Origin of the sequence: Zoogloea oleivorans, assembly GCF_008107625.1 — a bacterium.
In the GTDB taxonomy this organism is placed as follows: Bacteria; Pseudomonadota; Gammaproteobacteria; order Burkholderiales; family Rhodocyclaceae; genus Zoogloea; species Zoogloea oleivorans.
In genome coordinates this window covers 168,179-192,932 of sequence record NZ_SDKK01000008.1, presented here as the reverse complement: position 1 = coordinate 192,932, position 24,754 = coordinate 168,179, and the positions used below count along the sequence as shown (strand labels likewise).

Here is a 24,754-nt window from a genome sequence, read left to right as displayed (position 1 = left end):
ATCCCATCTCATGAGCGATTCGTCTTTACTCGCACAAAAACGGGTCCTTGTCGTCGACGACAACGCCATCAACAGAAAGCTCGCGGTCGCCTTCGTCACCCGTCTTGGCATGATCTCGGAGGAGGCGGATTGCGGCCCTGCGGCCTTGGTCATGCTCGAGTCCACGCACTTCGACATCGTCCTGCTCGACATCAGCATGCCGGTGATGTCCGGAGAGGAGGTGCTCGCCCGCCTGCGTGCCGACGTCAAGTACAAGGGGTTGCGGGTGATTGCCTATACTGCCCATGCGCTCCCCGAGGAAAAACAGGGGCTGGTGGATGCCGGCTTCGACGATCTGCTGATCAAGCCGATCAACCTGAAGGCGGTTGAAAGCGTGCTGGCCGCCTGTCTCAAGTCCTGAGGCAGGCGGAGGGAGCCGTTAAACTTGCGTTGTGCAGTCGCACAATCGGAAGAGAAATAAAATATAATATATATAAGACTTGGCGCTGCCCTTTCAAAACAAGGCGCCAGTCCATTCGGGAGAGGCGATCCAGGCCCGAAACGGCCGGTCGCGCAAGTCAGCAACCCTGTCATGTAACCACCGTTTAGGAAGGATCCATCCATGCTTGAAGCCTACCGCCAGCATGTTGCCGAGCGCGCCGCCCTCGGTATTCCGCCGCTGCCCCTGTCGAAGCAGCAAACCCAGTCTCTCGTCGAGCTGCTGCAGAACCCGCCGGCCGGCGAAGAAGCATTCCTGGTGGACCTGCTGACCTACCGCGTACCCGCTGGCGTGGATGATGCCGCCAAGGTCAAGGCCGAATTCCTGGCCAAGGTCGCCAAGGGCGAACTGGCCTGTGCGCTGGTTTCCAAGGTCAAGGCCACCGAACTGCTGGGCACCATGCTTGGCGGCTACAACGTCAAGCCCCTGATCGATCTGCTGGGCGAAGCCGAAACCGGCGCCGCTGCCGCCGAAGGCCTCAAGAAGACCCTGCTGGTCTTCGACTTCTTCCATGACGTCAAGGAACTGGCCGACAAGGGCAACGCCAACGCCAAGGGCGTGCTGCAGTCGTGGGCCGATGGCGAGTGGTTCACCTCCCGTCCCGAAGTCCCCGCCAGCCAGAAGCTGACCGTCTTCAAGGTTACCGGCGAAACCAACACCGATGACCTGTCGCCCGCTCCGGACGCCTGGTCGCGTCCCGACATTCCGCTGCACGCCCTGGCGATGCTCAAGAACGCCCGTCCGGGTATCGACCCCGACGAAGCCGGCGCTCGCGGCCCCGTCAAGCAACTCGAAGCACTGGCTGCCAAGGGCAACCTGATCGCCTACGTCGGTGACGTGGTCGGTACCGGTTCCTCGCGCAAGTCCGCCACCAACTCCGTGCTGTGGTTCACCGGCGAAGACATCCCCTTCGTCCCGAACAAGCGCTTTGGCGGCGTATGCCTCGGCTCCAAGATCGCCCCGATCTTCTTCAACACCATGGAAGATGCCGGCGCGCTGCCGATCGAAATCGACGCTGGCCAGATGGACATGGGCGACGAGATCGAACTGCAGGTCGATCACACCACCGCCAAGGTCACCGCCCTGAAAAACGGCACCGTGATCGCCGAATCCCAGCTCAAGACCGCCGTCATCCTTGACGAAGTCCGCGCTGGCGGCCGTATCCCCCTGATCATCGGTCGTGGCCTGACCACCAAGGCCCGTGAAGCACTGGGCCTGCCGGTCTCCACCCTGTTTCGCCTGCCGCAGAACCCCGCCGACAACGGCATGGGCTACTCGCTGGCGCAAAAGATGGTCGGCAAGGCTTGCGGCATGCCTGAAGGTCAGGGCGTTCGTCCTGGCACCTACTGCGAACCGAAGATGACCACCGTCGGCTCGCAGGACACCACCGGCCCGATGACCCGTGACGAGCTGAAGGATCTGGCTTGCCTGGGCTTCTCCGCCGACCTGGTGATGCAGTCCTTCTGCCACACCGCCGCTTACCCCAAGCTGGTGGACGTGAAGATGCACCGCGAACTGCCGTCCTTCATCTCCACCCGTGGTGGCGTGTCCCTGCGCCCGGGCGACGGCGTGATCCACTCCTGGCTGAACCGCCTGCTGCTGCCCGACACCGTCGGCACCGGTGGCGACTCCCACACCCGCTTCCCGATCGGCATCTCCTTCCCGGCTGGTTCCGGTCTGGTCGCCTTTGCCGCTGCCACCGGCGTGATGCCGCTGGACATGCCGGAATCGGTGCTGGTGCGCTTCAAGGGCGAAATGCAACCGGGCATCACCCTGCGTGACCTGGTCAATGCGATCCCCCTGTACGCCATCAAGGCCGGTCTCCTGACCGTCGAGAAGAAGGGCAAGAAAAACGTCTTCTCCGGCCGCATCCTCGAAATCGAAGGCCTGCCGAACCTCAAGGTCGAGCAAGCCTTTGAGCTCTCCGATGCTGCTGCTGAACGTTCCGCCGCCGCGTGTTCCGTGCGCCTGAACAAGGAGCCGATGGTCGAGTACATGCGTTCCAACATCACCCTGATGAAGTGGATGATCTCGGAAGGCTACGAAGATGCCCGCACCCTGAAGCGCCGCATCAACGCCATGGAAGACTGGATCGCCAACGGCGTGCTGCTGCAGCCGGATGACGTGGCCGAATACGCCGCCGTGATCGAGATCGACCTGGCCGAAGTGACCGAGCCGATCCTGGCCTGCCCGAACGACCCGGATGACGTGAAAGTGCTGTCCGAAGTCGCCGGCGCCAAGATCGACGAAGTGTTCATCGGTTCGTGCATGACCAACATCGGCCACTTCCGTGCCGCCGCCAAGGTTCTTGAAGGCAAGTCCGACATCCCGACCCGTCTGTGGATTGCTCCGCCGACCAAGATGGATGCGCTGATCCTGACCGAAGAAGGCTACTACGGCGTGCTCGGCAAGTCCGGCGCCCGCATGGAAATGCCCGGCTGCTCCCTGTGCATGGGTAACCAGGCACAGATCCGCAAGGGTTCCACGGCCATCTCCACCTCGACCCGCAACTTCCCGAACCGTCTTGGCATCGACACCCAGGTTTACTTGGGCTCCGCCGAACTGGCCGCCATGTGCGCGCTGGCCGGCCGGATCGTCACCAAGGACGAGTACATGGAGCAGATCAAGCTGGTGAATGCCAAGGCTGCCGAAGTCTATCGCTACATGAACTTCGACCAGATCGCCTCCTTCGTGGAAGCGGCCGAGACGGTCGAAATGTAAGAAGCGTTGCGGAGGTCGGGCGCAAGCCCGGCCCGCTGCAAGAAAAAGCCCCTGTCCCGGGAAACCGGGCAGGGGCTTTTTTACGTCGACAAAGTTGTCTCCGTCCGGAAGGGGGCAGAGGACAAGCTCGACGGTTGTCGCCAATTCATGGACATACCTCTACTCAGGACTTATAAATAAGTAAGCGTATCGACCCCTGAAACCATGAAACCCATTAATCGGCGCGGTTTGCTTGCCCTGCTTTTTGTCATGGGGACAGGTGCGATCTTCCCCGCCGCCGCGGCTGTCTACTGCACGACGCGGGAGCGCATTCAACTGCGCAACGAAGGCGCTTCTCCGCAAGAAATCGACCGCCTGTGCGGTGGGGCGCCAGCCCAGGGGCAGTTCCCGCAGCAACAACCCCGAAACTTCCAGCCGCTGCCGCGGCCCCGTGTGGCGTCCGTCTGCGTGACCAATGCCGGACGCTGCCCGATGGCGGTGGCCATGCCAGTCGGCTCTGCCTGCGCGTGCTACACCCAGTGGGGGGCGGTGCCGGGCGTTGCCCGCTAGCACTTCGATCATGGCCGATATCTTTCTCAGCTATTCACACCTCGACCGGGCCCGCGCCGTGGCGCTGGTTGCCGCGCTGTCGGATCGTTTTTCGGTATGGTGGGATCCGGATCTGGATGCCGCCGGCACCTGGCGCAAAGACCTCGAAGAGCAGATCGACAGCGCCCGTTGCGTGGTGGTTTTGTGGAGCGAGGCGGCGCGGGACAGCGATTTTGTGCGTTCGGAGGCGAGTCGGGCAGCCCAGAGGAAGACGCTGCTGCAGATCAGTCTGGACGGCGACGAGGTGCCGCTGGGCTTCACCGAATCCCAGTGGATCGACCTGAAAGCCTGGAACGGTGACGGAGCCGATCCGGCCTTGCGGGATCTGCTCCTCATGCCGATCGAAAAGCGCGTGCGCGGCAACCGTTCGGCCTTGCTGATCGGCGTGGATGCCTATGCCCACGGCGCCGGTTTTCAGGCACCGGCCAGTGCGTCGGCCAACGTGGATGCCTTGCATGCATTGCTGGGCGATCAGGCGGATGCCCATTTCGAGGTGGAGACGCTGGTCAATCCGGAAAAAACCGCCTTCATGAAGAGTCTGCAGAAAGTCTTCAAGGATGCACTGCCCAACGACACGGTTCTTTTTTACTACTGCGGCAACGCCAAGCTGTCAGCGCGGGGCGACTTGTACCTGTGCCCGAACGATTCCGAGCTGGAGTATCTCGATGCGACGGCGATTTCGATGGAGTGGATCGCCAAGCGGGCCCTCAACGAAAGCAGTGCATCCCAGTTGGTGATTCTGCTCGACTGCATTTTCAGTATGACGCCGGACGCCGGCGGGCAGGTGGATGTGCCGTCCATCCTCGTCTCCAACCTGGGGCAGGGGCAGGGAAAGTATGTGCTGTCCGGCTGTACGGTACTGGATCGTGATGTGGCCGAGCGGGGTTCGCCGGTGTCGCGGATGGTGCGCTGGTTTGTGCAGGGGGTCGAAACCTTCGAGGCCGACGATGGGGACAACATCCTGACTGCCGACGAAATCTGCCGTTACGTGCAGCACCGCATCGACGCCGATGCACCCGAACTCAAACCGATCAGCAAGGGTTTCAATACCAATTCGAGTCGTGGCGAGATCGCCCGGCGCACCACGGCTGCGCCGACTGCCACTGCGCTGCGCGGCAACCGGGAGTTTTTCCTGGCGATCCGGGGTTGCCTCGACGAGGGCCGGCTGGTGCCGATGGTGGGCGACGGGGTTTTCGGCAGCGGTCCGCTGAGTTCCTTCCGGCTGGTCAGTGCGCTGATCCAGACCGCCGGGCTGGAGGCCGGGATGCGTCTTGATGAGCGCTATCCGCTGGCGACGGCGGCTGAATACTTGCTGCTGGTCTTTGGCGGTGAGCGGGGCGCCTTCCTCAAGCGCCTGACCGCCGTGCTCAACGAGCAGAGTCAGGCCCTGGTGCCGACCGAAACGCACCGTTTCCTGGCTGCCATGCAGACCCCGTGGATTGTGGTTTCGGCCAGCTACGACTGGGTTTTTGAAAGCCTGCTGGAACAATCCGGCGTGCCCTTCACGGTGGTCACCCACATTCTGACCGCCGAGGACGACGAGCTGGACGGGCGTCTGCTGGTGATTCGCCGGGGCGGTCAGGCGCCATCGGTAGAGGTCAAGCTGGCCGACAACTGGATTCTCTCCGATCTGGGTGAGTACGCCGATCGCATCATCTACAAGATCGTCGGCTCACCGTTTGCGAATGCGCTGGCCGAGCCGCGTTCGGGGATCGACACGGTGGTGATCACCGAAACCGACCACATGGCCTTCCTCGGCCGCCTGGAGAACGAACACACCAAGCCGCCGAGTGCCTTCTCCCGCCGCCTGCAGAAGAGTTCGCTGCTTTTTCTGGGCTACAACCTGGATGTGTGGCACTACCGCCTGGTCGGGCATATTTTCAGTAACGAGGGCCAGGTGCGCCCGCGCCGGCGCTACGCGGTACGCACAGCCATCTCGCCCATCGAGGAACGTTTCTGGGCCCAGCTGGTGGCCGCCGAAGACCGTCTCCAGTCCGACTGCGAAGCCTTCGTGCAGACCCTCAGGCAGTTCAAATAGGCCGACACCATGTCCGACGCGCCGCTCAGCCTTCTTCCGGTCGATGCGACCGACCCCTATATCGGCCTCAAGCCTTATACCGAGGCCGAGCGGGACCGTTTTTTCGGGCGCGAGCGGGATGCCCAACTGCTCATCAACAAGCTCTTCTCCCACCCGCTGACGCTGCTTTATGCGCCTTCGGGCGTCGGCAAGACGTCCCTGCTGCGGGCGCTGGTGATGCCCGAACTGCGCGGGGAGGAGGCCCAGGTTGTCTATTTCGACAAGTGGAACAGCCTCGACCCCTGCGATGCCGTGGCCCAGGTGATTGCCGGCGGCGATGTGCCGGCCGGGCAGGGGCAACTGGTGGACGCCGCAAAACTGCGTCTCACCCGCGACAGCACTACCCTGGTGCTGGTGCTCGACCAGTTCGAGGAATACCTGCAGCGCTACGCCGGCGATCTGGGCATGCTGCCGGCCGCTCTCGGGGCTTTGCTGCGTGCCGGGCTGGATGTGCGGGTGGTGCTGTCCTTCCGCGAGGAATTCCTGGCCAGCGTCGATGCCTGCCTGCGCGCCCATGTGCTGGCCTTGTTCGCCTCCACCTATCACCTCGAGCATCTCGACCGGGAGCGGGCCCGGGAGGCCATCATGGCGCCGGCGCTCAAGTTTGGTGGCCGCTGCGACGAGGTGCTGGTGGACCAGCTGGTGGATGACCTGGCACCGAGCGATGCCGAAAGAGGTGTTGCGCGGCTGTTTCGCGGTGGCATCGAGTTGCCCTTCCTGCAACTGATCTGCCGCTGCCTGTGGGAGCACGCCAGACAGGCCGGGGCGGCTGGCCTGCGGATGGCCGATTACCGCAAGCTCGGTGGGCGCCGGGGCATCATCGCCGGCTATCTGCGGGAGGTGACGCATAACTTCGGTCCGCTGCAGTCCCTCGATGCGGCCAAGGTGCTCAAGGCGCTGGCGCCGCGCAGCGGGGTGAAGATTGCGTATCCCATCGATGCGCTGGCGGCGCAGGCCCAGTTGTCCGAGGCGCGGGCCCGGCATGTGCTGGATATCCTGCAGCAGCATCGCATCGTGCGTACCCGTGATGCGGGGGGCAGTGTGAGTTACGAGTTGCAGCACGACGCCTTCATCGAGATTGTGCGGCCGTGGGCCGAACAGCGCTTTCGCTGCCGCAACCGCCTGATCGGGGGTCTGGCCGGGCTGTTGCTGCTGGCCGGAATCGGCCTCAATGCTCTGCTCTGGCAGAACGAGCGGCAGGAGCGCGAGGACCGCCGGGTGGCTGCCGAATTGACCGACCGCATTGACGTGGATGCGCGCAAGGCACTTGAGGAAGCCCTTGCGCTGGCGCAGGTTTCACGCGATCACAACGTCAGCAATACCCTCCGGCTGGCCATCTCCAACTTTTTGCAGAATCCGGCCCTGGCTCCCCACAAGGGCGCTGCCAATGTGGCTGCGTATAGTGCCGACGGGCGCTGGATTCTGACTGCCGGGGAGGACGGCGAAGCCCGCCTGGTGGACAGCCAGACCCTGCAGGTGCGGGCCCGCGTCAAGCACGCTGCCGCAGTGGTGGCCGTGGCGGCCAGCGCCGACGGGCAGCGTCTCGTATCGGCTGGGCGGGACGGGGTGCTGCGCGTGTGGGACGCAGCCGGCCATGAGCTGACCGTCTGCGGCCGTGCCGGCGGGTCGCCGTGGGTCGATGCAGATATCAGCAAGGACGGCCGCCGTGTTGCCGGAATCCGGGAGTCCGAAGACGGCACCGCGCCCGATCTGCTGGTGACGGCGGTCGGTGGCGTCTGTGCCCTGACACGCCTGTCGGGACATTTCGGCAACGTGGGTTCGGCAGTGCTCGACGATGCGGGTGAGCGGGTGTTGTCCTTCGGTAATAACGACAACACCGCCCGCGTCTGGAATGCCGTCAGCGGTGTCTTGCTGGCCACCCTGACCCATCCGGACGAGGTGCTGTCAGCGTCGTTTTCGGCGGATGGTCAGCAGGTGGTGGTGGCGGTGGCCGACGGCAGCATCTACCGCTGGACCACGAGCGGACAGGTGATCGGCCGCCCGCTGGAGATTCCCGTCGATCCTGTCGAGGCGGAGCAACGGCCGGTGCTGGCTACCTCGGCGCGCTTGAGCCCGGATGGCAGAACGCTGGTTGCCGCCAGTTCGGACGGGCATATTTACCTGTGGACGCTGGGCGAGGGTGAGCAAGCCGCCGGGCCAGCGCAGGTATTGCAGGGTGTTCACCCGGGGGGCGCCTTGTCGGTCCAGTTCAGCCAGGACGGCAAACGCATCCTGTCCTTCGGGGTGGATGACACGCTGCGGGTGTGGGATACACCCTTCAGTTTCCTGGCCAGGGAGTTGCGGGGCCACACCCAGGGTGTGCGTTCGGCCACTTTTTCACCGGATGGCAGGGAGGTGCTCAGTGCTGGCGCCGATGGGGCCGTCAAGCTGTGGCGCCTGCAGGCGCCCGATTTGCTGCCTCCCACGGGGAACGGTCTGATTCTTGGCGGCAACGGTCAGTACAGCTTCCGGCTCTCCACGGGCCAGTTGTTTGCGAGCAGTGCACCGGGTGCCCCCCGGGATTTGCTGCAGAAGGGGGAGAGTGTGCGTAGCGCCACTTTCAGCCGCGACGGAGCCTTGCTGGCGGTAGGCATGGCCAGTGGCCGGCTACGGGTGGTGGAGAGTGCTGGCGGTACAACCCGCTTCGAAACCGATGATCTCGAAAGTCCGCTGTTTGCGCTCGCCTTCGACGGGGAGGGGCGTCGTCTGGCCAGCGGTGGTGCCGATGGACGGCTGCGTCTTTACGAACTGGCGTCGCCCAGGGCCGACCGTAGCGGCATTGACGCTCACGCGGGGCCGGTGTTCAGCCTCGATGTGAGTCCGGACGGCTCCCGCCTGGTGTCCACCGGCGCCGATGGTGCGGCCCGGGTGTGGGCCTGGGGAGCCGGCCACGCGCCCCTGAGTACGCTCGAAGGGGAGGCCGACCGGGTGCGCGATGCCCGCTTCAGTGACGACGGCAGGCGCATCCTCAAGCGCAACGGAGATCGCATCTCCACGTTCGACGGGAATGCCTGGGCACGCTCCGATGCAGAGCTTCCGGCCTACGCAAGATCCTTGCTCGGTTTTTCCGCAAAGTAATCACTGCTGCCTTCTGAGGGCTTCCCGCCCGTCGTCTGCCACGATGCCCCTGCCGGATTACGCCGGCAGGGGCATCGTGCTTTTAAAGTTTTTTAGTCTGGCTTCGCCATAAAAACATTAAATACATCAAATAGACATTAAAACATTAAAAATGATAATATCGAAAAAACACCCGAGCCATCATGACAACAGAAGCCAGTCCCTCCTTGACCTGTTCCACACGCGATGCCTCCCGGCTGCTCGGTATCAGCGTGCGCACTGCGCAACTTTGGGTAGAGGAGGGGCGCCTGCAGGCATGGAAAACCCCGGGAGGGCACCGCCGGATTCTTGTCGAGTCCGTGGATCGTCTGGTTAACGAACAGCGTCGCGCCGGGCTGCCAAAGAGCATGCCTTTTGGCGTGCTGGTGCTCCGCGATGACCCGCTTGAGAGGGCCGAGCTCCAGGCCTTGCTGGGTAATGTGCTGCCTGACTGTGTGGTGTCCACGGCAGCCAACGGATTTGAAGGGCTGATCCGTATCGGCGAAACGGCACCCGAAGTCCTGATCACCGATCTTTGCGTGAAGGGGCTGGACTTCTTCCCGATGGTGCATGCACTGGTCGGCAATGCCCGCAACCGGGCCATGCTGATTGTCGTGCTGGTCGAGTCGGAGGCGGACCGGGCGGGTGTGCGGATGCATTTGCCGGACGAAGTCGTGCTGGTCGGCACGCCGGTCGATGGTGCCGAACTGGCGGCGCTGGTGCGGGCCTTTCTGAGCAACTGGCGGCGGCAGAAGGAAAAGCGGGATCATCAACTGGAAAAAACCTGCTGATGGAGGCGACCGCCCTGGCGCCGGAGCCCGTCCGTGCAGAAGAGCCACCAGTATCGGCGATGTCGTTCATCGTCTGCGCGACATGAGCAAGGCCTGCACCACAACACCTGAACAACACTCCCTGCACAGGGGCAAACCCTTCCTGCTGTCGTAGATGCTTGAACCCCGGCCCCCAACGGAGGAGACAAAAATGAGTGCATCGGAACAAACGAGTCTGGGTGCCAGCCGGGTCGTCATCGCTGGAGACATGACCATCTATTCTGCCCGCGATTGGCGTGATCGCCTGCTGATCGCCATGGGTGCACCCGGTGATGTGGAGCTGGACCTGTCGGGTGTCAGCGAGATTGACGCGGCGGGTATCCAGTTGCTGGTCTCCCTGCGCCTGGAGGCCGCCGACTCGGAGCGGGTCATGCGTCTGCTGGCAGTGAGTGCCCGGGTGGCCGAGGCGCTGAATTTTTGTCGCCTCACCGAATTTTTCAGCGATGCGGTGCCGGCCCAGGCGAGCCGATGAACTGTGGGCTGCTTGGCGTGTCAATCCTGCAAATTCCTTGCATCGGATCAATTTTTGAAACTCCCTCAGTACGGGGCATCGACGCTGGTCCTGGCCTCGCTGTGGCTGTGTGGCTGTATTTTTGTGCCGCACACCACGACAATATATGACCCGGCCTGCGGCCTTGCCGAGCGGCACATGTCACTCAAGGCCTATCAGATCGGGGCTTTCGGGGGATGCCGCAACCAGGGGTGTGCAGAACTGCTGGTGCTTGCCGGTGCCGTGTCAGCGGCAAGTCTGGTCGTATCGGGCAGCGTGGTGGTGGTGGGGGAGGTGGTTTATTGGCTGGAAGCCAAAACCCAGTGTCTCGGCAGATGAATCCTTGATGAAGTCTCCGAAGTGGTGACTTATGTCAAGCCAGTCAGGATCGTCATGAGTTATCAATGAAGGCAGGACAACTGTGACCCCGAGATGCCATGAAGAGCCACGCGACTGAAACGATTCTTCCCGCGAACCTGCGCTTTCATCTGCTGCAGCCCAATGGTTTGTATAGCCCCATTCCCTTCGTTTTTGTGACGGAACGAATGGCGCGCGACATCATGCAGGAACGCCAGGTCATTCTGGATGCCCAGGCGCCTTCCGTCCGCACCCGGCAGGAGGCGGTTTTCAAACGCTTTGATCCGGATCTGAGTGTTCGTGCCTTCGAGAACATTCTGGGTCTTTTTGGTGTCACCAGACGGCGCTAGGGCCCGCCTGGTCTGGTGTCGTGATGTGTGTCACGGGGAGTGAGGGGGTATGAAGATTAATTGTTGCGGTGCACAATTTTTTCGTTTATTCTAGACCTGTCTCCTCCACCCTCCTCCTTTGGTGTGGATTTAAACCCGAGTGCCTAACCGCCCTCGGGTTTTTTTTGTGCCGATTATTTTGCAGCGGCAGTTTGCTGGCGCCAGCTTAAAATGATGCGACCCAACCAACGGAGTATCGTTATGCGAGCTGTCCCCCTGGTGGCCCTGGCCGCCATGCTTCTTGCTGCAAATGCTGTCCATGCTGCGTCGACAACAGAAACCCTGCCTTCCGGCGTCAAGGTCGAGCACGTCAAGGTCGGTGATGGTGCCACGCCCAAGGCCACCAGCGTGGTGACCGTCCATTACAGTGGCACGCTGCTGAATGGCTTCGAATTCGACAGTTCCATCAAGCGTGGCCAGCCGACAAGCTTCGGCCTCAACCAGGTGATTCCGTGCTGGACCCAGGGCGTGCAGAAGATGAAGGTTGGCGGCACGGCCAAGCTCACCTGTCCTCCCGAAACCGCGTATGGTGCGCGCGACTTGGGCAAGATTCCGCCGAACAGCACGCTGAATTTCGAAATCCAGTTGCTCGACAGCAAATGAGCCTGCGTTAACGCGCTGCTCACGCCAGCCACCGGCCTTGCCGGTGGTTTCCGCAGGCCCGACAAGGATGCCCGGCACACAGGCCGGGTTTCCATGAGCGGGCCTTTTTCCTGGGTGACGCATGAACACACTGATTACAGAGCTGCAGCGACTTTATTTTCTTCACGACCAGCAATGGCACAGTCAGAAAGCAAGCGCGGGCGGCGAGGCCGCTTACCACCCGGAAGGGCTATTGACGCCGGCAATCGTGGCCAATGGTCTGGCTGCCGGGACCGCCGTAGCGCTTGATCTCGTCAGTGCCGATGGTCTGGTGCGGGCCATGGTGGTGGCTGTCGACGCGCGTTATTGGGAGCTAGCGGCCGCGCTCTATCTGGCGCTACAAAACGACTTGAATTTGCCGGCCCCGGCTGTCTCCGTTTCAGGGGGAAAGGCTTACGGGTTGTGGTTTTCGCTTGCCGAAGCGATCCCTGTCGCACAGGCGCAGACCTTTCTCGACGGGCTGCGCCTCACCTATCTGAGTGATGTTCCGGCGGACAATCTCGACCTTCGTCCGGCAAGCGGCGAGCCTGCCGTGGCCGTCCAGTCCGTCATTGGTCTGCCGCCATCTCCGCACATCGTCACCGGAAAATGGTCGGCCTACATCGACCCGAGCCTGGGCAGCATGTTCATGGACGAGCCCTGGCTGGAAATGGCGCCGAACATGGATAAACAGGCCGACATTCTGGCTGGCCTGGAAAGCATCAAGGCCGACGATTTTCAACAGGCTCTCCGCACGCTGCGACCGCCGGTCTTGGTGGATGTCCGTCCGCTTGCGTTTGTCGACCGTCCACGGACAAGTCTGAATCTGAATGACATTCATGGCGACCCGCAGAGTTTTCTGCTGGCGGTGATGAATGATTCGTCGGCAAGCGCGCGCCAGAGAATCGCCGCGGCCAAAGCGCTGATGCCGTACTTCCACAAGAAAATCAGCGATCAATAATCTGGATCCGCCTGCTTCCCGGCCCGGAGTTGAAGGGAAGGCTTGCCGGTTTTGAGGCCCTGTTAAACTCCGCGGCATGACCAGAGCACCGATTTCGAACAGCCCGTCTCCCGAGCCGCAATTCACACCGCGCGGCATCACGCCCACCGAGGAGCAGCGGGACATCCAGACCTGCCGCGCGCGCCACGTCATTGCGATGGCGAATGCGGGGGCCGCCAAGACGACGACGCTGGCCCTGCGCATTGCCGAGTCGATCACCCGTGGCGTGTGGCCGGAAAGCATCGTCGCGCTGACCTTTTCGGGCGAAGCGGCGCGGGTGCTCAAGGAGCGGCTCATTGAAATCGGCCTGGATGAAAAGGTCGTCCGGCGCATCCGCTGCGAAACCTTCGACAAGTTTGCGCAGCAGGTCCTGCGCGATTTCGAAGGAGGGCAGGCGCCGATCCTCGATTCATACGATGCGGTTGCCCCCCATGTGCGCGCCGCGGTCACCGAACTCAAGGCACAAAACGTCCTGCGCAGAACGCCGCGCGAGCTCTCGCTGCCCGAACACAACGAGCAGATCTTCGAATTCCTGACGATTGCCCGGCAGTTGAAGGCGCGGCTGGTAAAGCCGCAGCTTGAAGATGGCGAGAGCTTTGAAGAACACGCCGAATCACTCAACCTGCCGGTGAGCATCTTTCTGCTCTTTTGCCAGCTCGAAAAGGATCGTGCCGGCTACGGCGACGAACCGCTCTGGCGGGCCGAGTTCGACGCCACCTACGATCTGGCCTGTCTGCTGGCCAGCGAGGATTGCCAGATAAGGCCGCCCTTGTTCCGCATCGTGATCGTCGATGAACTGCAGGACATGAATCCGGCAAGCTATGCCGTCCTCGAATACCTGCTGACGCAGGGCAAGTCCTTTTTCACCGGCGCGGGCGACTTCGACCAGGTCATTCACCGCTGGGCCGGCGCCGACGTGAACTTCATCCGTACCCGCTTCGCCCAGGGCTGGCAGAGCGTCGAGACCCGCCCGCTGACCCAGACCTACCGCCACGGCCCGATCATGGCGCTGGCCACGGCGGCGCTGAAGAACAAGGAAGTCGTGTCCGGCCGCAATCACGAGACGCGCATCCTGGTCGAGTCCTATGCCGATCAGCGGGCCGCTGCCGAGCGTGTTGCCGCCAATGTGCTCGACTGGAAGACGCGGGGCGGCCACCTCGACGCCTGCGCCATCATCCTGCGCGCGCCGTACCAGTCGATCCTCATCGAGAACGCCCTGCTGGAAGCCGGCATCGGCTGGCGCGTGGAGGGTCTGGAGAGCTATTTGCTGCGCTCCGAGATCCTGATGCTGCGCGGGGTCATCGCTTTTGCGCTGAATGACTACGAGTCGATCCCCGGTGTGGAGAAGCGTCTCAAGGTCTTGCAGGCCTTGCTGTTGTGGCAGCAGTTTGAATGGGGTGCCAACCGGCTCGACGACGCCGCGCTGAAGACGGCGGCTGAACAGCCCGATCTGTTTGACGCCTTTTTGAAGGGCACGCTGCTCAAGCCGCAAACCCGCGCCGACAAGCAGGCCGCCGATAGCACCAGCGACCAGGAGACAGAGGCGGACTTCCGGTTCCTCGAGAAGGTCAGTGCGCTGCGTAAAAGCGGCCGGCACGACGAGGCGAATACCCTCGCCAACCTGCGCCGACTCGACGCCGAGACCATCGATGAAACCCCCGTCCAGCGGGGCGCCCGGATGCGTCTGGAGCAAACCCTGGCAATGCTCCGCGAGGCGCCGCCGGATGAGCCTGCCTGGTCCGTGCTGGAGAGGGCGGTCGACATGCTGGCCCTCAAAAAAGTCGCCCGGCAGATCTTCATCGCGCCGAGCACGGCGGTGATGGTGGCCAGGTCGATCGACGGCTTCATCGACGGATCCCGCCGCAACAACCTGTCCTTGCGTGATTTCGCCATCTGGCTGCGCAAGGCCGAGGTCAAGGCCCTGAAGCTGCGGGCCTCCAACACCGTGCTGCTGTGCACCGTCGAGGCGGCCAAGGGGCAGGAGTTCGAGTCGGTGATGCTGCCGTGCCTCGAAGTGGGGACCTTTCCGCTGAGCGGCAGCGATCCGGCCGAAGAGAGCAACCGCTTTTACGTTGCGCTGACCCGTGCGCGCGATGAGCTTACGCTCTACATCCCCGACAACCCGGCACGGGTCAGCCCCTACGTGAAGGATATGAATGTGGACCGGGCCATTTCACGCGGACGGCTCCAGATCGATATTCAGTTCGGGTAGTTTTCCCCGGCAGGCGCGGAGACTTACCAGTTCGGCGCCCGTTTCTCGAGAAACGCCGCGACCCCTTCCTTTGCTTCCGGCGTGGCCCGCAGGTGGGCGATGCGCTGCACCGTGTCGGCCACTACTGCATCGCCGATGGGCTGGTGGGCGACGGCACGGATGAGCTCCTTGGCCGCGCCCTGGGCCTTGGGGCCGCATTGCAGCAGGCTGGCGACGACCTCGGCGACTTTGGCATCAAGCGCGTCGGGCGCAACGACTTCATGTACCAGGCCAAGCTCGCGGGCGCGGGCGGCGTCGAAGCGTTCGGCGCTCTGGAAGTAGCGCAGTGCCTGACGCGGGCCGATGGCGCGCAGCACGTAGGGGCTGATGGCCGAGGGAGTGATGCCGAACTTCACTTCCGAGGTGGCAAACACGGCGGTGCTGGAGGCGATGGCGATGTCGCAGGCGGCGGTGAGGCCGGTGCCACCGCCCAGTGCCGCGCCCTGCACGCGGGCGACGGTGGGCTTCTTCATGTCGGCGAGGGTGCGCAGCATGGCGGCCAGGGCGCCGGCATCGGCGAGGTTTTCTTCCACGGTGTAGCTGGCGGCGCGCTTCATCCAGGCCAGATCGGCGCCCGCCGAAAAGCTCTTGCCCCGGCCGGCCAGCACGACGGCGCGCACGCTGTCGTCGGCATCCAGCTGGCGGCAGGCGGCGGCAAGGTCGGCGATGAGCGCTTCGTCGAAGGCGTTGTGCACCTCCGGGCGGTTCATCCAGATGGTGGCGACAGGGCCGTCACGGGTGATTTCAAGGGTGCTCATGAGAGGTCTCTTGTTTTCTGTGGGTCGGACTTCAGTCCGACAACCCGGGTTCAGGGTGCGGAGTCGGACTGAGGTCCGACCCACTGGTGGTCAAACTGCTGCCGCCTGGCGGCGCAGCCACGGAGACAGGCGATAGCGCTCTTCGCCGTAGTGGGCGCCGAGGTTTTCGAGCACCAGCACGACGCGGGCGAAGCCGATGTGCTGCGCCCAGGCCAGCGGACCCTTGGGGTAGTTGGTGCCGTTCTGCATGGCGGCGTCCACGTCGGCGGCGGAGGCGACGCCCTGGGTGACAGCGTCGGCGCCTTCGTTGGCGAGCATGACCACCGTGCGCAGCGCAATCAGGCCGGCCACGTCGTCGAGTTGCGAGACGGCGATGCCGGCGGCCTGCAGCACGCTTACCGCAGCATCGAAGGCGTCGTCGCTGCACTGGTCGGCCTTGGCGACGGCCAGGCGCGGGGTGGTGGCGTAGTCGAAGGCCAGGTCGAAGAGCACCAGGTTGGGCGTTTCCTCGGCGGCGGCGCGGATCGTGGCCGGGCGGCCGTCGGAAAGCGCCAGCACGGCATTGCCGATGCGCAGCTGGCCATCGCCGTACTGGCGTTCGACCGGGATACCGGCGGCTTCGAGGCGGGGAATCAACGCTTTGGCTGGGCCGAGTTCGCCTTCAACGATGACTTCGGTGGGGGCGGGTTGCGTTGGCAGCACGTCGGGCTGCGGCTTGGCGGCGGCGTCGCCATAGGCGTAGAAACCTTGCCCGCTCTTGCGCCCGAGGCGACCGGCGAGGACCAGGTCCTGCTGGATCAGCGACGGGGTGAAGCGCTTGTCGCCAAAGTAGGCGTCGTACACCGAGCGGGTCACGGCGAAGTTCACGTCGTGGCCGATCATGTCCATCAGCTCGAAGGGCCCCATCGGAAAGCGCGCGCCGTCGCGCAGCAGCGCGTCGAGGGTGGCCGGGCTGGCAGCCTGTTCGCCGAGCACGCGCAGGGCTTCGGCGTAATAGGGGCGGGCGACCCGGTTGACGATGAAGCCGGGTGTGGATTTGGCGTGCACCGGCACCTTGCCCCAGGCCTTGGCGGTGGCGTAGAGGGTGTCGGCGATGGCCGGGTCGGTGGCGAGGCCGGCGACGATTTCCACCAGGGCCATGCGCGGCGCCGGGTTGAAGAAGTGCAGGCCGGCGACGTTTTGCGGCCGGGCCAGCGGGGCGGCCATGGCGGTGATCGACAGGGACGAGGTGTTGGTGGCGAGGATGGCGTCGGCCGGCAGGGCTTCTTCGAGCTGCTTGAAGAGAGCCTGCTTGACGTCGAGCCTTTCGACGATGGCTTCGATGGCGAGGCCGGCGTCGCGGGCGTCGGTCAGGTTGGTGACGGGCAGCACCCGTTCCAGCGTGGCGGCGCAGTCGGCTTCCGAGAGCTTGGCCTTGGAGACCAGGAAGCGCAGATCCTTCTCGATGCCGGCGCGGCCGCGGGCCACGGCCTCGGCGCTCATGTCGTAGAGGTACACGGTGTGGCCGGCGCGGGCCGCCACGTGGGCGATGCCGCTGCCCATGGCGCCGGCACCGATCACCAGCACGCGGGTGGACAGGGGAAGGGCTTGAGTCATCGTTTCATTCTCCGGTGAAGTGGGGCGCGCGTTTGGCGACGAAGGCGGCGACGCCTTCCCGGTAATCGCGGGAGTTGCCCAGTTCGCCCATGAAGTCGCGTTCGAGGTCGAGCTGGGTTTCGAGTTCGTTGGCGGTGCTGGCGAGCAGCGCCTGACGGGTGCGGATGTAGCCGCGGGTCGGGCCGCTGGCCAGTTTGCGGGCGGCGTCGACAACGGTGGGCATCAGCGCCTCGTCATCGACGCAACGCCAGATCAGGCCCCATTCGGCGGCCTGTTCGGCAGTCAAAGGTTCGGCAAACAGGGCCAGGCCCATGGCGCGGGCGTGGCCGACGGCGCGGGGCAGCATCCAGCTGCCGCCGGTGTCGGGGATCAGCCCGAGCTTGCCGAAGGACTGGATGAAGCTCGCCGAGCGGCCGGCAAAGACCACGTCGCAGGCCAGCGCCAGGCTGGAGCCGGCGCCGGCGGCAATGCCGTTCACCGCGGCGAGCACCGGCATGTCGAGGCTGCGCAGGGCCAGCACGAGGGGTTTGTAATTGGTGTCGACGGAGGCTGAAAGATCCAGCGTGCCGTCGGCGATGGCGCGGGTGCGCTCGCCCAGATCCTGCCCGGCGCAAAAGCCGCGGCCGGCGCCGGTGAGGATCAGCGCGCGCAGGCTGTGATCACCCCGCACGACCTCCAGGGCCGCGCGCAGGTCGGCGTGCATTGCCGCGGTGAAACTGTTCAGGCGTTCGGGCCGGTTCAGGGTCAGCGTGGCGACGCCTTCGCTGCGTTCGAGCAGGACGGTGTCGAAGAGGTCGTCGAGGATCATGGACGCACCCGTCGACTCAGTTGGCGGGCGGTTCGTAGGCGATGAAGCCGGCCTTCGCTGTCCCGCACTCGGGGCAGGTGAAGGATTCCGGAATGTCGGCCCACAGGGTGCCGGGGGCAATGCCTTCGTCAGGCAGGCCTTCCTCCTCGTTGTAGGGGAAGAAGCAGGCGCCGCATTGGTAATGGCTCATGGTGGTTTCTCTCTCTCGTTGTTGTGGTTTGGGTTTGCGTTACGGGGTGATGATCAGTTTGCCGGTGGCCTTGCGGTCGGCCAGTACCTTCAGGGCTTCGCCGGCCTGCTCGATGGGGTAGCGGCCGTGGATCGGTGGTTTGAGGGTGCCGTCGGCGATGCCGGCCAGAATGGCGGCGACCTGGGCGTGGCAGGCTTCGGGCTCGCGGCGCAGGAACTCGTCCCAGAAGATGCCGGCCAGCTCGCAGCCCTTGAGGAGCAGCAGGTTGGCGGGCACGCGGGGAATTTCGCCGGCGGCAAAGCCGATGATCATCACGCGGCCGCGCCAGGCGGTGGCGCGCACGGCGGCCTCGGTGTACTTGTCGCCGACCACGTCGATGACGATGTCGGCACCCTTGCCGCCAGTGGCGGCCTTGACCGCGTCCTTCAGGTCGCTGTCGCGGTAGTTAATGCCGATGTCGGCACCGGCCTCGATGCACAGGTCGAGCTTGTCCTGGCTGCTGGCGGCGGCGATGACCTTGCAGCCGGCGGCGTGGGCGATCTGTACGGCAGCCAGGCCAACCCCGCCGGCGGCGCCCAGCACCAGCACGGTTTCACCGGCCTGCATGCGGCCCCGGTCGTACAGCGAGAACCAGGCGGTGGCGTAGGCCACCAGCGCCGCCGCGGCGATGTCGCAGGGCACCGCGTCGGGCAGCGGGAAAACCTGGCTGGCCTTGGCGCGGGCCTGTTCGGCATAGCCGCCGAAGGAGTTGAAGGCGAGAACGCGCTGGCCGATGGCGAAGCCCTTCACGTCGGCACCGATGGCGCGGATGGTGCCGGCGAACTCGCCACCGGGCGAGAAGGGGAAGGCCGGGCGGATCTGGTATTTGCCCTGCACGATCAGGGTGTCGTAGTAGTTCACCCCGGCGGCGGCGACATCGATGATGACTTCGTTGTCGGCCGGAAGCGGGTCGGGCAACTGGCCGGAGCCGTGATTGTCGAGGGGGCCAAAGGCATTGCAAATGTAGGCGCGCATGGTGTTTTCCTGATTCTGTGGGTCGGACTTCAGTCCGACGCCGGTCGTTGAACACGTGTTGTCGGACTGAAGTCCGACCCACAGGGAGCCGTCAGACCGGGCTTGTTTTGGGGAAGTCCGGGGTGCGGCGTTCGCGCACGGCGGCGAGGCCTTCGCGCACTTCGGCGCCGCCGAAACCGAGCATTTCGAGGGCCAGCGAGTTGTCGAAGATCGGGCCGGCCTGGCGCAGCCAGTTGTTGAGGCTGTACTTGGTCCAGCGCAGGGCGCTTTGCGGGCCGGCGGCGAGTTTCCGGGCGATCTCGAAGGCCGTCGGCAGCAGCTCGGCGGCATCGACGGTTTTGGAAACGAGGCCGATGCGTTCGGCTTCCTCGCCGCTGATTTCGTCGGAGAGCAGCAGGTGCAGCTTGGCCTTGGCCATGCCGCACAAGAGCGGCCAGATGATCGCGGCGTGATCGCCGGCGGCCACGCCGAGGCGGGTGTGGCCGTCGATCAGGCGGGCGTCTTTGGCGGCGATCGAGATGTCGGCCAGCAGGGCCACGGCGAGGCCACCGCCAACCGCCGGGCCGTTGATGGCCGAGATGACGATCTTCGAGCAGTTGATCATGTTGTAGACGATGTCGCGGGCTTCGCGCCAGACGCGGGCGCGGTGCTCGAAGTCGTCGGCCATGGCGGCCACCAGCTCCAGTGTGCCGCCGCCGGAAAAGCCCTTGGCCTGGCCGCGCACGACGATCACGGAAACGTCCGGGTCCTTGTCGAAGTCGCGCCAGATCTCGGCCAGCTCGCCGTGGCCGGCCGCATCGGCGACCGGCAGCCTGCCGTCGGCGCCGAGGATCATCTCGACGATGCCGGCTTCGTGACGGACGACGGAGAAACTGGTGTAGTGGTCGTAGTTCATGGAGACAGTTCCGTTAGTTTTTGTGGGTCGGACTTCAGTCCGACCCACTGACGTAGGGTGCCAGGCGTTCGCGCCATTCGTCATCGAAGGGCGTCGGGCGCAGGGTGTCGAGGTTGGCGAGGACCACCTTCAGGTTGATGCGTACGCGGGTCTTGCCGCCGTTCACGGCCTCGATGGCGAGATGCAGGGAAGTGCTGCCCAGCTTGGCGATCGACAGCCGGAAGGTGAGCACGTCGCCGTAGCGGCTCGGGGCGATGAACTCGACTTCGAGCTTGACCGCCGGGATGCCGAGGCGGCGGGTTTCATGGAGTTCGGGAAAATCCACGCCGAGGGCTTCGCGGAACCAGTCTTCGACCACCTCGTTGCACAGCTCGGCATAGCGCGGGTAGAAAACGATGCCGGCCGGGTCGCAGTGGGCGAAGCGGATGAGTTTGTCGCGTTCGTAGATCATGGGCGGGCGTCCAGGATGCGGGTGACGAAACCGGCAACGGCTTCGATGACCGCCTCGGGCTGGTCCTTGTGGGGCGAGTGACGGCAGTCGGCGAGCTTGACCAGATCCACGTCCCGCGCGCCGCGGGCGATGCGTTCGATCTGGTCCATGGTGCCGTATTCGTCGTCTTCGCCCTGGATGGCCATCACCGGGCAGGCGATGGTCGGCAGGTATTCCTCGATGTTCCAGTGGCGGAATTCCGGGTGCAGCCAGATGTCGTTCCAGCCCCAAAACGCGGAGTCCACGTCGGCGTGGTAGCGGCCGAGGCGGTTTTTCAGGTCGGTGGTTTTATAGGCGACTTTGGCCTGCTCGATGCTGGTCACCGACACCTCTTCGACCAGTACATGGGGTGCCATCACGATGATGCCGGCCAGCGGGCGATGGGCGCCGCCGGCATGGATCAGCGCAATGGAGCCGCCGTCGCTGTGGCCGAACAGGAAGGGCGCTTCCACCCCGAGGGTGTCGAGCAGGGCCGGCAGGGTGGTGAGCGCTTCGTCGTGCATGTAGCGCACGCCGCGGGGCTCGGCGATGGGTGTGGATTTGCCGTAGCCGTGGCGCGAGAAGACGATGGCCTCGCAGCCGCTGGCGTCGGCTACCCGCTGCGGAAAGTCGCGCCACATGGACACCGAGCCGAGGCCTTCGTGGAGGAAGACCATCGCCGGCGCGCCAGGCCGCGGGTGGGCCGACACAAGGCGGACGACTTCGATTTCCTTGCCGTGGATGCTCAGGGTTTTCAAAACTAGACTCCCAGATGCTGTTGGATGAGAGCCTGATTATTGCGCAGCACCTCGCTGTCGCCGTCGAAAACCACTTGTCCTTTTACGAGGATCACCGAGCGGTGGGTGATTGACGTTACGGCAGCGTGGTTCTTGTCCACGATCACCGTGGCGATGCCGCTTTTGCCGATTTCGCGCACGATGCGCCAGATTTCGCGGGCGATCAGCGGGGCGAGGCCTTCGGTGGCTTCGTCGAGGATCATCAGGTCCGGGTTGGTCATCAGGGCGCGACCGATGGTGAGCATCTGCTGTTCGCCGCCGGAGAGCTGGCCGCCGCCGTTGGTGAGCCGTTCGCCCAGGCGCGGGAAGGTTTCCAGCACCCGCTCAAACGTCCAGTTGCGCTGGCCGTCCACGCCGGGGCGGGCGGCCATCAGCAGGTTTTCCTTGACCGACAGGTTGGGGAAGATGCCGCGGCCTTCGGGCACGTAGGCGATGCCCTGCCGCGCGATGCGGTGGGTGGGGGCGCCGGTCATCGCGTCGCCACGCACCTTGACCTCGCCGTGGCGGGGTTTGACGAGGCCCATCATGCTGCGGATCAGGGTTGTCTTGCCCATGCCGTTGCGGCCCATCAGGCCGAGGGCTTCACCCTTGTTGATGTGGAAATCCACGCCGTGGAGGATGTGGCTGGAACCGTAGTAGGTGTGGAGCTGCTTGGCCTCCAGCAAGACTTCAGACATGGTCGGCTCCTTCGTGGCCCAGGTAGGCTTGTTGAACGGCGGGGCTCTTGCGGATGGTGTCCGGGTCGCCGGATTCGAGCACCTGGCCATTCACCAGCACGGTGATGGTGTCGGCCACGGCGAAGACGGCGTCCATGTCGTGTTCGACCAGCAGGATGGCCCGGTTCTCGCGCAGGCGCTTGAGGAGTTCGACCATCTGCGCCGATTCGTCCGAGCCCATGCCGGCCAGCGGCTCGTCGAGCAGCAGCACCTGGGCGTCGGTGGCCAGCACCATGGCGATCTCCAGCTGGCGCTGCTCGCCGTGGCTCATCTGGCCGGCGATGCGGTGTTCGCGTCCGGCCAGGCCGGCCTCGGCAATGGCGGCGTGGGCACGGGCCAGGGTGTCCGGGTCGCGCACCGCGTCCTTGACGATGCGCCAGGGCTGCTGGCGGCGCGACTGGGCGGCGAGGCGGCAGTTTTCGAGCACCGAGAACTTCGGAAAGATGTTGGTGCGTTGGTAGCTGCGGCCAATGCCGACCCGCGAACGCTGGTGGTTCGACAGGCCGGTGATGTCCTTGCCGCCGAGCAGGATGCGGCCTTCGCTGGGGGGCAGGTCGCCCGACAGCATGTTGATGCAGGTGGACTTGCCGGCGCCGTTGGGGCCGAGGAGGGCGTGCAGGGTGCCGCGCTCGAGGGTCAGGTTGACGTTGCTGTTGGCCGTGAGGCCGCCGAAGCGGCGGGTCAGTTTTTCGGCGACAAGAAGGGCCTCTCGCTGTGGGGTGGCGTGGCTCATTTTTCTTCTCCGGTCATGGCGCGCTTGAGGCGGGCGGGAATGGCCGACAGGCCGCCCGGCAAAAAGAGCACCGCGGCAACGATGGCCAGGCCCATGGCCAGTTGCCAGTGCTTGGTCCAGGCACCGAAGGCTTCCTGCATGGCGGTGAAGGCGAAGGCACCGGCGATGGCGCCGACCAGGTTACCCATGCCGCCGAGGATGACCATCAGCAGCACGTTGCCGGACTGGTGCCAGGCCAGCAGCTCCGGCGTGACGAAGCCGGACAGCACGGCGTACAGAAAGCCCGCCACGCCGGCCAGCGCACCGGCCAGCGTGAAGGCTGCCAGCTTGTAGTAGAAGGTGGCGTAGCCCAGCGACAGCATGCGGTGCTCGTTGCTGCGGATGCCGATCAGCACGCGGCCGAAGGGCGAGCGCAGCACCAGCTTGAGCACGCCATACACGGCCACCAGTGCGGCGACGATGAAGTAGTAGAGCTGGCCGGGCTCGTTGAGATCGAACGGTGCCCAGCCGGCGATGGCGGCATCCGGTTTGAAGTTGATGTTCACCCCGTCGGAGCCGCCACCCAGGTTGGTGTCGTGGAACAGGAAGAACACCATCTGGGCGAAGGCCAGCGTCACCATGATGAAATAGATGCCCTTGGTGCGCAGCACGAAGAGGCCGATGACGAAGGCCGCCAGACCGGCCGCGATGATGGCCGCCGGCAGGGCCAGCCACAGGCTCGCCGGGTCGTACTTGGGGGTGATCATGGCCACCGCGTAGGCGGCAATGCCGAAATAGGCCGCGTGGCCAAAGCTGACCAGCCCGGTAAAGCCGACCAGCAGATCAAGGCTCATCGCGAAGATGGCCAGCACCAGGGTCTTGGCCACCAGCTCCACGTAAAAGTCGGAGCCGAAGGACGGGAAGGCCAGCAGGGCCGCCAGCAGCAGCGGCAAAATCAGGCGTTGGGAAGTCGGGTTCATCGCTTCAGCCTTTCTTCAGGATGCCTTCGGGGCGCCACAGGAGCACCACGGCCATCACCAGGTAGACGATCAGGCCGGCAAAGTCGGGCAGCAGCACCTTGCCGAAGGTGTCGGCAAAACCGATGATCAGCGCGGCGATCAGCGCACCCCACACCGAGCCGATGCCGCCGATGACGACGATCACGAACGAGATGATCAGCACCTGGCTGCCCATGCCCGGAAACACCGAGGAGATCGGCGCTGCCAGCATGCCGGCCAGCGCGGCGAGGGCCACGCCCAGGGCGAACACGGTGCGGTAGATGCGGTTGATGTCGATGCCCAGCGACTGGACCATGTCGCGGTCGTGGCTGCCGGCGCGGATCATCATACCCAGCCGGGTGCGCTGGATCAGCCAGTACAGGCCAACCGCCAGTACGATGCACACCGCCGAGATGACCAGCCGGTACACCGGGTAGCTGAGGGTGTCGTTGAGCGGGATCGAGGCGGCGAAGATCTCCGGCACCGGAATGCCGTGCACGTCGTCGCCGAGCAGCAGGCTGCGCACTTCCTCGAAGATCAGGATCAGCCCGTAGGTGAGCAGCACTTGTTCCAGGTGGTCGCGCTTGTAGAGGTGGGCGAAGAGCAGGGCTTCGAGCGCCGCGCCAAAGGCCAGGGCCAGCGGAATGCCGAGCAGGATGGCGACGAAGAAGTTGCCGGTCAGGCTGGTCAGCGCGAAGGCCAGGTAGGCCCCGATCATGTAGAAGCTGCCGTGGGCCAGGTTGATGATGCCCATGATGCCGAACACGAGGGTCAGGCCGCTGGCTACCAGAAATAGCAGCAGGCCGTACTGCAGCGCGTTGAGCGACTGGATCAGGAAGGAATAAAAGTCCATGCGAGTCCCCCTCCCGGCACCCGCGAGGGGTGCCAGGATCGGTTTTGACG

24 protein-coding genes are annotated in these 24,754 nt (G+C 64.5%); 12 read left to right on the top strand and 12 right to left on the bottom strand.

Annotated elements, in window-relative coordinates:
- Nucleotides 1-10 precede the first annotated feature (10 nt).
- The 12 genes from ETQ85_RS10365 to ETQ85_RS10315 all read left to right on the top strand — a co-directional run bounded on the left by ETQ85_RS10365 (nt 11) and on the right by ETQ85_RS10315 (nt 14,859).
- On the top strand, nt 11-400 hold the full coding sequence (locus ETQ85_RS10365; RefSeq protein ID WP_148578968.1) for a response regulator: 390 nt from the start codon (nt 11-13) through the stop codon (nt 398-400).
- Nucleotides 401-601: 201 nt separating this feature from the next.
- A complete protein-coding gene (locus ETQ85_RS10360; protein ID WP_148578967.1) occupies nt 602-3,199 on the top strand; it encodes a bifunctional aconitate hydratase 2/2-methylisocitrate dehydratase in 2,598 nt (865 codons plus the stop codon).
- Nucleotides 3,200-3,403: 204 nt separating this feature from the next.
- Nucleotides 3,404-3,748: a hypothetical protein gene (locus ETQ85_RS26200; RefSeq protein WP_187394667.1), complete on the top strand. Its 345-nt coding sequence runs from the start codon at nt 3,404-3,406 to the stop codon at nt 3,746-3,748.
- Nucleotides 3,749-3,758: 10 nt separating this feature from the next.
- Entirely contained in the window at nt 3,759-5,825 is a 2,067-nt protein-coding gene (locus ETQ85_RS10355) for a TIR domain-containing protein (RefSeq protein WP_187394666.1), read from the top strand.
- A 9-nt stretch (nt 5,826-5,834) separates the two neighbouring features.
- Entirely contained in the window at nt 5,835-8,942 is a 3,108-nt protein-coding gene (locus ETQ85_RS10350; protein WP_148578965.1) for an nSTAND1 domain-containing NTPase, read from the top strand.
- Nucleotides 8,943-9,148: 206 nt separating this feature from the next.
- Complete coding sequence (locus ETQ85_RS10345) at nt 9,149-9,751, top strand: helix-turn-helix domain-containing protein (protein WP_187394665.1); 603 nt, start codon at nt 9,149-9,151, stop codon at nt 9,749-9,751.
- Between the two features lie 190 nt (nt 9,752-9,941).
- Nucleotides 9,942-10,262: an STAS domain-containing protein gene (locus tag ETQ85_RS10340; protein WP_187394664.1), complete on the top strand. Its 321-nt coding sequence runs from the start codon at nt 9,942-9,944 to the stop codon at nt 10,260-10,262.
- 54 nt (nt 10,263-10,316) lie between these two features.
- Nucleotides 10,317-10,619 (top strand): hypothetical protein, encoded by a 303-nt coding sequence (locus ETQ85_RS10335; protein ID WP_246128728.1) that lies wholly within the window; start codon nt 10,317-10,319, stop codon nt 10,617-10,619.
- 98 nt (nt 10,620-10,717) lie between these two features.
- Complete coding sequence (locus ETQ85_RS10330; protein WP_148578962.1) at nt 10,718-10,987, top strand: hypothetical protein; 270 nt, start codon at nt 10,718-10,720, stop codon at nt 10,985-10,987.
- Nucleotides 10,988-11,227: 240 nt separating this feature from the next.
- Nucleotides 11,228-11,629: an FKBP-type peptidyl-prolyl cis-trans isomerase gene (locus tag ETQ85_RS10325; RefSeq protein ID WP_148578961.1), complete on the top strand. Its 402-nt coding sequence runs from the start codon at nt 11,228-11,230 to the stop codon at nt 11,627-11,629.
- A gap of 121 nt (nt 11,630-11,750) precedes the next feature.
- Nucleotides 11,751-12,608 carry a hypothetical protein gene (locus tag ETQ85_RS10320; protein ID WP_148578960.1) on the top strand — a complete coding sequence of 286 codons (858 nt, stop codon included), beginning with the start codon at nt 11,751-11,753 and terminating at the stop codon, nt 12,606-12,608.
- A gap of 76 nt (nt 12,609-12,684) precedes the next feature.
- Nucleotides 12,685-14,859: a UvrD-helicase domain-containing protein gene (locus ETQ85_RS10315; protein WP_148578959.1), complete on the top strand. Its 2,175-nt coding sequence runs from the start codon at nt 12,685-12,687 to the stop codon at nt 14,857-14,859.
- A gap of 23 nt (nt 14,860-14,882) precedes the next feature.
- On the opposite strand, the gene ETQ85_RS10310 is transcribed toward ETQ85_RS10315, so the two are convergent.
- From ETQ85_RS10310 to ETQ85_RS10255, 12 genes are all read right to left on the bottom strand, one after another.
- Nucleotides 14,883-15,656, bottom strand: coding sequence for an enoyl-CoA hydratase/isomerase family protein (locus ETQ85_RS10310; RefSeq protein ID WP_148578958.1), 774 nt, complete (start codon nt 15,654-15,656; stop codon nt 14,883-14,885).
- A 90-nt stretch (nt 15,657-15,746) separates the two neighbouring features.
- Nucleotides 15,747-17,252 carry a 3-hydroxyacyl-CoA dehydrogenase PaaH gene (gene paaH / locus ETQ85_RS10305; RefSeq protein ID WP_148578957.1) on the bottom strand — a complete coding sequence of 502 codons (1,506 nt, stop codon included), beginning with the start codon at nt 17,250-17,252 and terminating at the stop codon, nt 15,747-15,749.
- Nucleotides 17,253-17,256: 4 nt separating this feature from the next.
- Nucleotides 17,257-18,060, bottom strand: coding sequence for a 2-(1,2-epoxy-1,2-dihydrophenyl)acetyl-CoA isomerase PaaG (gene paaG, locus ETQ85_RS10300; protein WP_148578956.1), 804 nt, complete (start codon nt 18,058-18,060; stop codon nt 17,257-17,259).
- A 16-nt stretch (nt 18,061-18,076) separates the two neighbouring features.
- Complete coding sequence (locus tag ETQ85_RS10295; RefSeq protein WP_148578955.1) at nt 18,077-18,250, bottom strand: rubredoxin; 174 nt, start codon at nt 18,248-18,250, stop codon at nt 18,077-18,079.
- 39 nt (nt 18,251-18,289) lie between these two features.
- Entirely contained in the window at nt 18,290-19,264 is a 975-nt protein-coding gene (locus ETQ85_RS10290) for an NADPH:quinone oxidoreductase family protein (protein WP_148578954.1), read from the bottom strand.
- Nucleotides 19,265-19,355: 91 nt separating this feature from the next.
- Complete coding sequence (locus ETQ85_RS10285; RefSeq protein ID WP_148578953.1) at nt 19,356-20,159, bottom strand: enoyl-CoA hydratase/isomerase family protein; 804 nt, start codon at nt 20,157-20,159, stop codon at nt 19,356-19,358.
- 34 nt (nt 20,160-20,193) lie between these two features.
- Nucleotides 20,194-20,610 (bottom strand): acyl-CoA thioesterase, encoded by a 417-nt coding sequence (locus ETQ85_RS10280; RefSeq protein ID WP_148578952.1) that lies wholly within the window; start codon nt 20,608-20,610, stop codon nt 20,194-20,196.
- A complete protein-coding gene (locus ETQ85_RS10275; RefSeq protein ID WP_222862125.1) occupies nt 20,607-21,386 on the bottom strand; it encodes an alpha/beta fold hydrolase in 780 nt (259 codons plus the stop codon). Before ETQ85_RS10275 ends, ETQ85_RS10280 begins: the two co-directional genes overlap by 4 nt.
- 2 nt (nt 21,387-21,388) lie before the next feature.
- Nucleotides 21,389-22,102, bottom strand: coding sequence for an ABC transporter ATP-binding protein (locus tag ETQ85_RS10270; RefSeq protein WP_148578951.1), 714 nt, complete (start codon nt 22,100-22,102; stop codon nt 21,389-21,391).
- Nucleotides 22,095-22,874 (bottom strand): ABC transporter ATP-binding protein, encoded by a 780-nt coding sequence (locus ETQ85_RS10265; RefSeq protein WP_148578950.1) that lies wholly within the window; start codon nt 22,872-22,874, stop codon nt 22,095-22,097. The genes ETQ85_RS10270 and ETQ85_RS10265 overlap by 8 nt, the downstream gene beginning before the upstream one ends.
- The gene (locus tag ETQ85_RS10260) at nt 22,871-23,833 is read right to left on the bottom strand and encodes a branched-chain amino acid ABC transporter permease (RefSeq protein WP_148578949.1); all 963 of its coding nucleotides are present in this window, start codon (nt 23,831-23,833) and stop codon (nt 22,871-22,873) included. The genes ETQ85_RS10265 and ETQ85_RS10260 overlap by 4 nt, the downstream gene beginning before the upstream one ends.
- Nucleotides 23,834-23,837: 4 nt before the next feature.
- Nucleotides 23,838-24,704, bottom strand: coding sequence for a branched-chain amino acid ABC transporter permease (locus ETQ85_RS10255; RefSeq protein WP_148578948.1), 867 nt, complete (start codon nt 24,702-24,704; stop codon nt 23,838-23,840).
- Between the last annotated feature and the right edge of the window lie 50 nt (nt 24,705-24,754).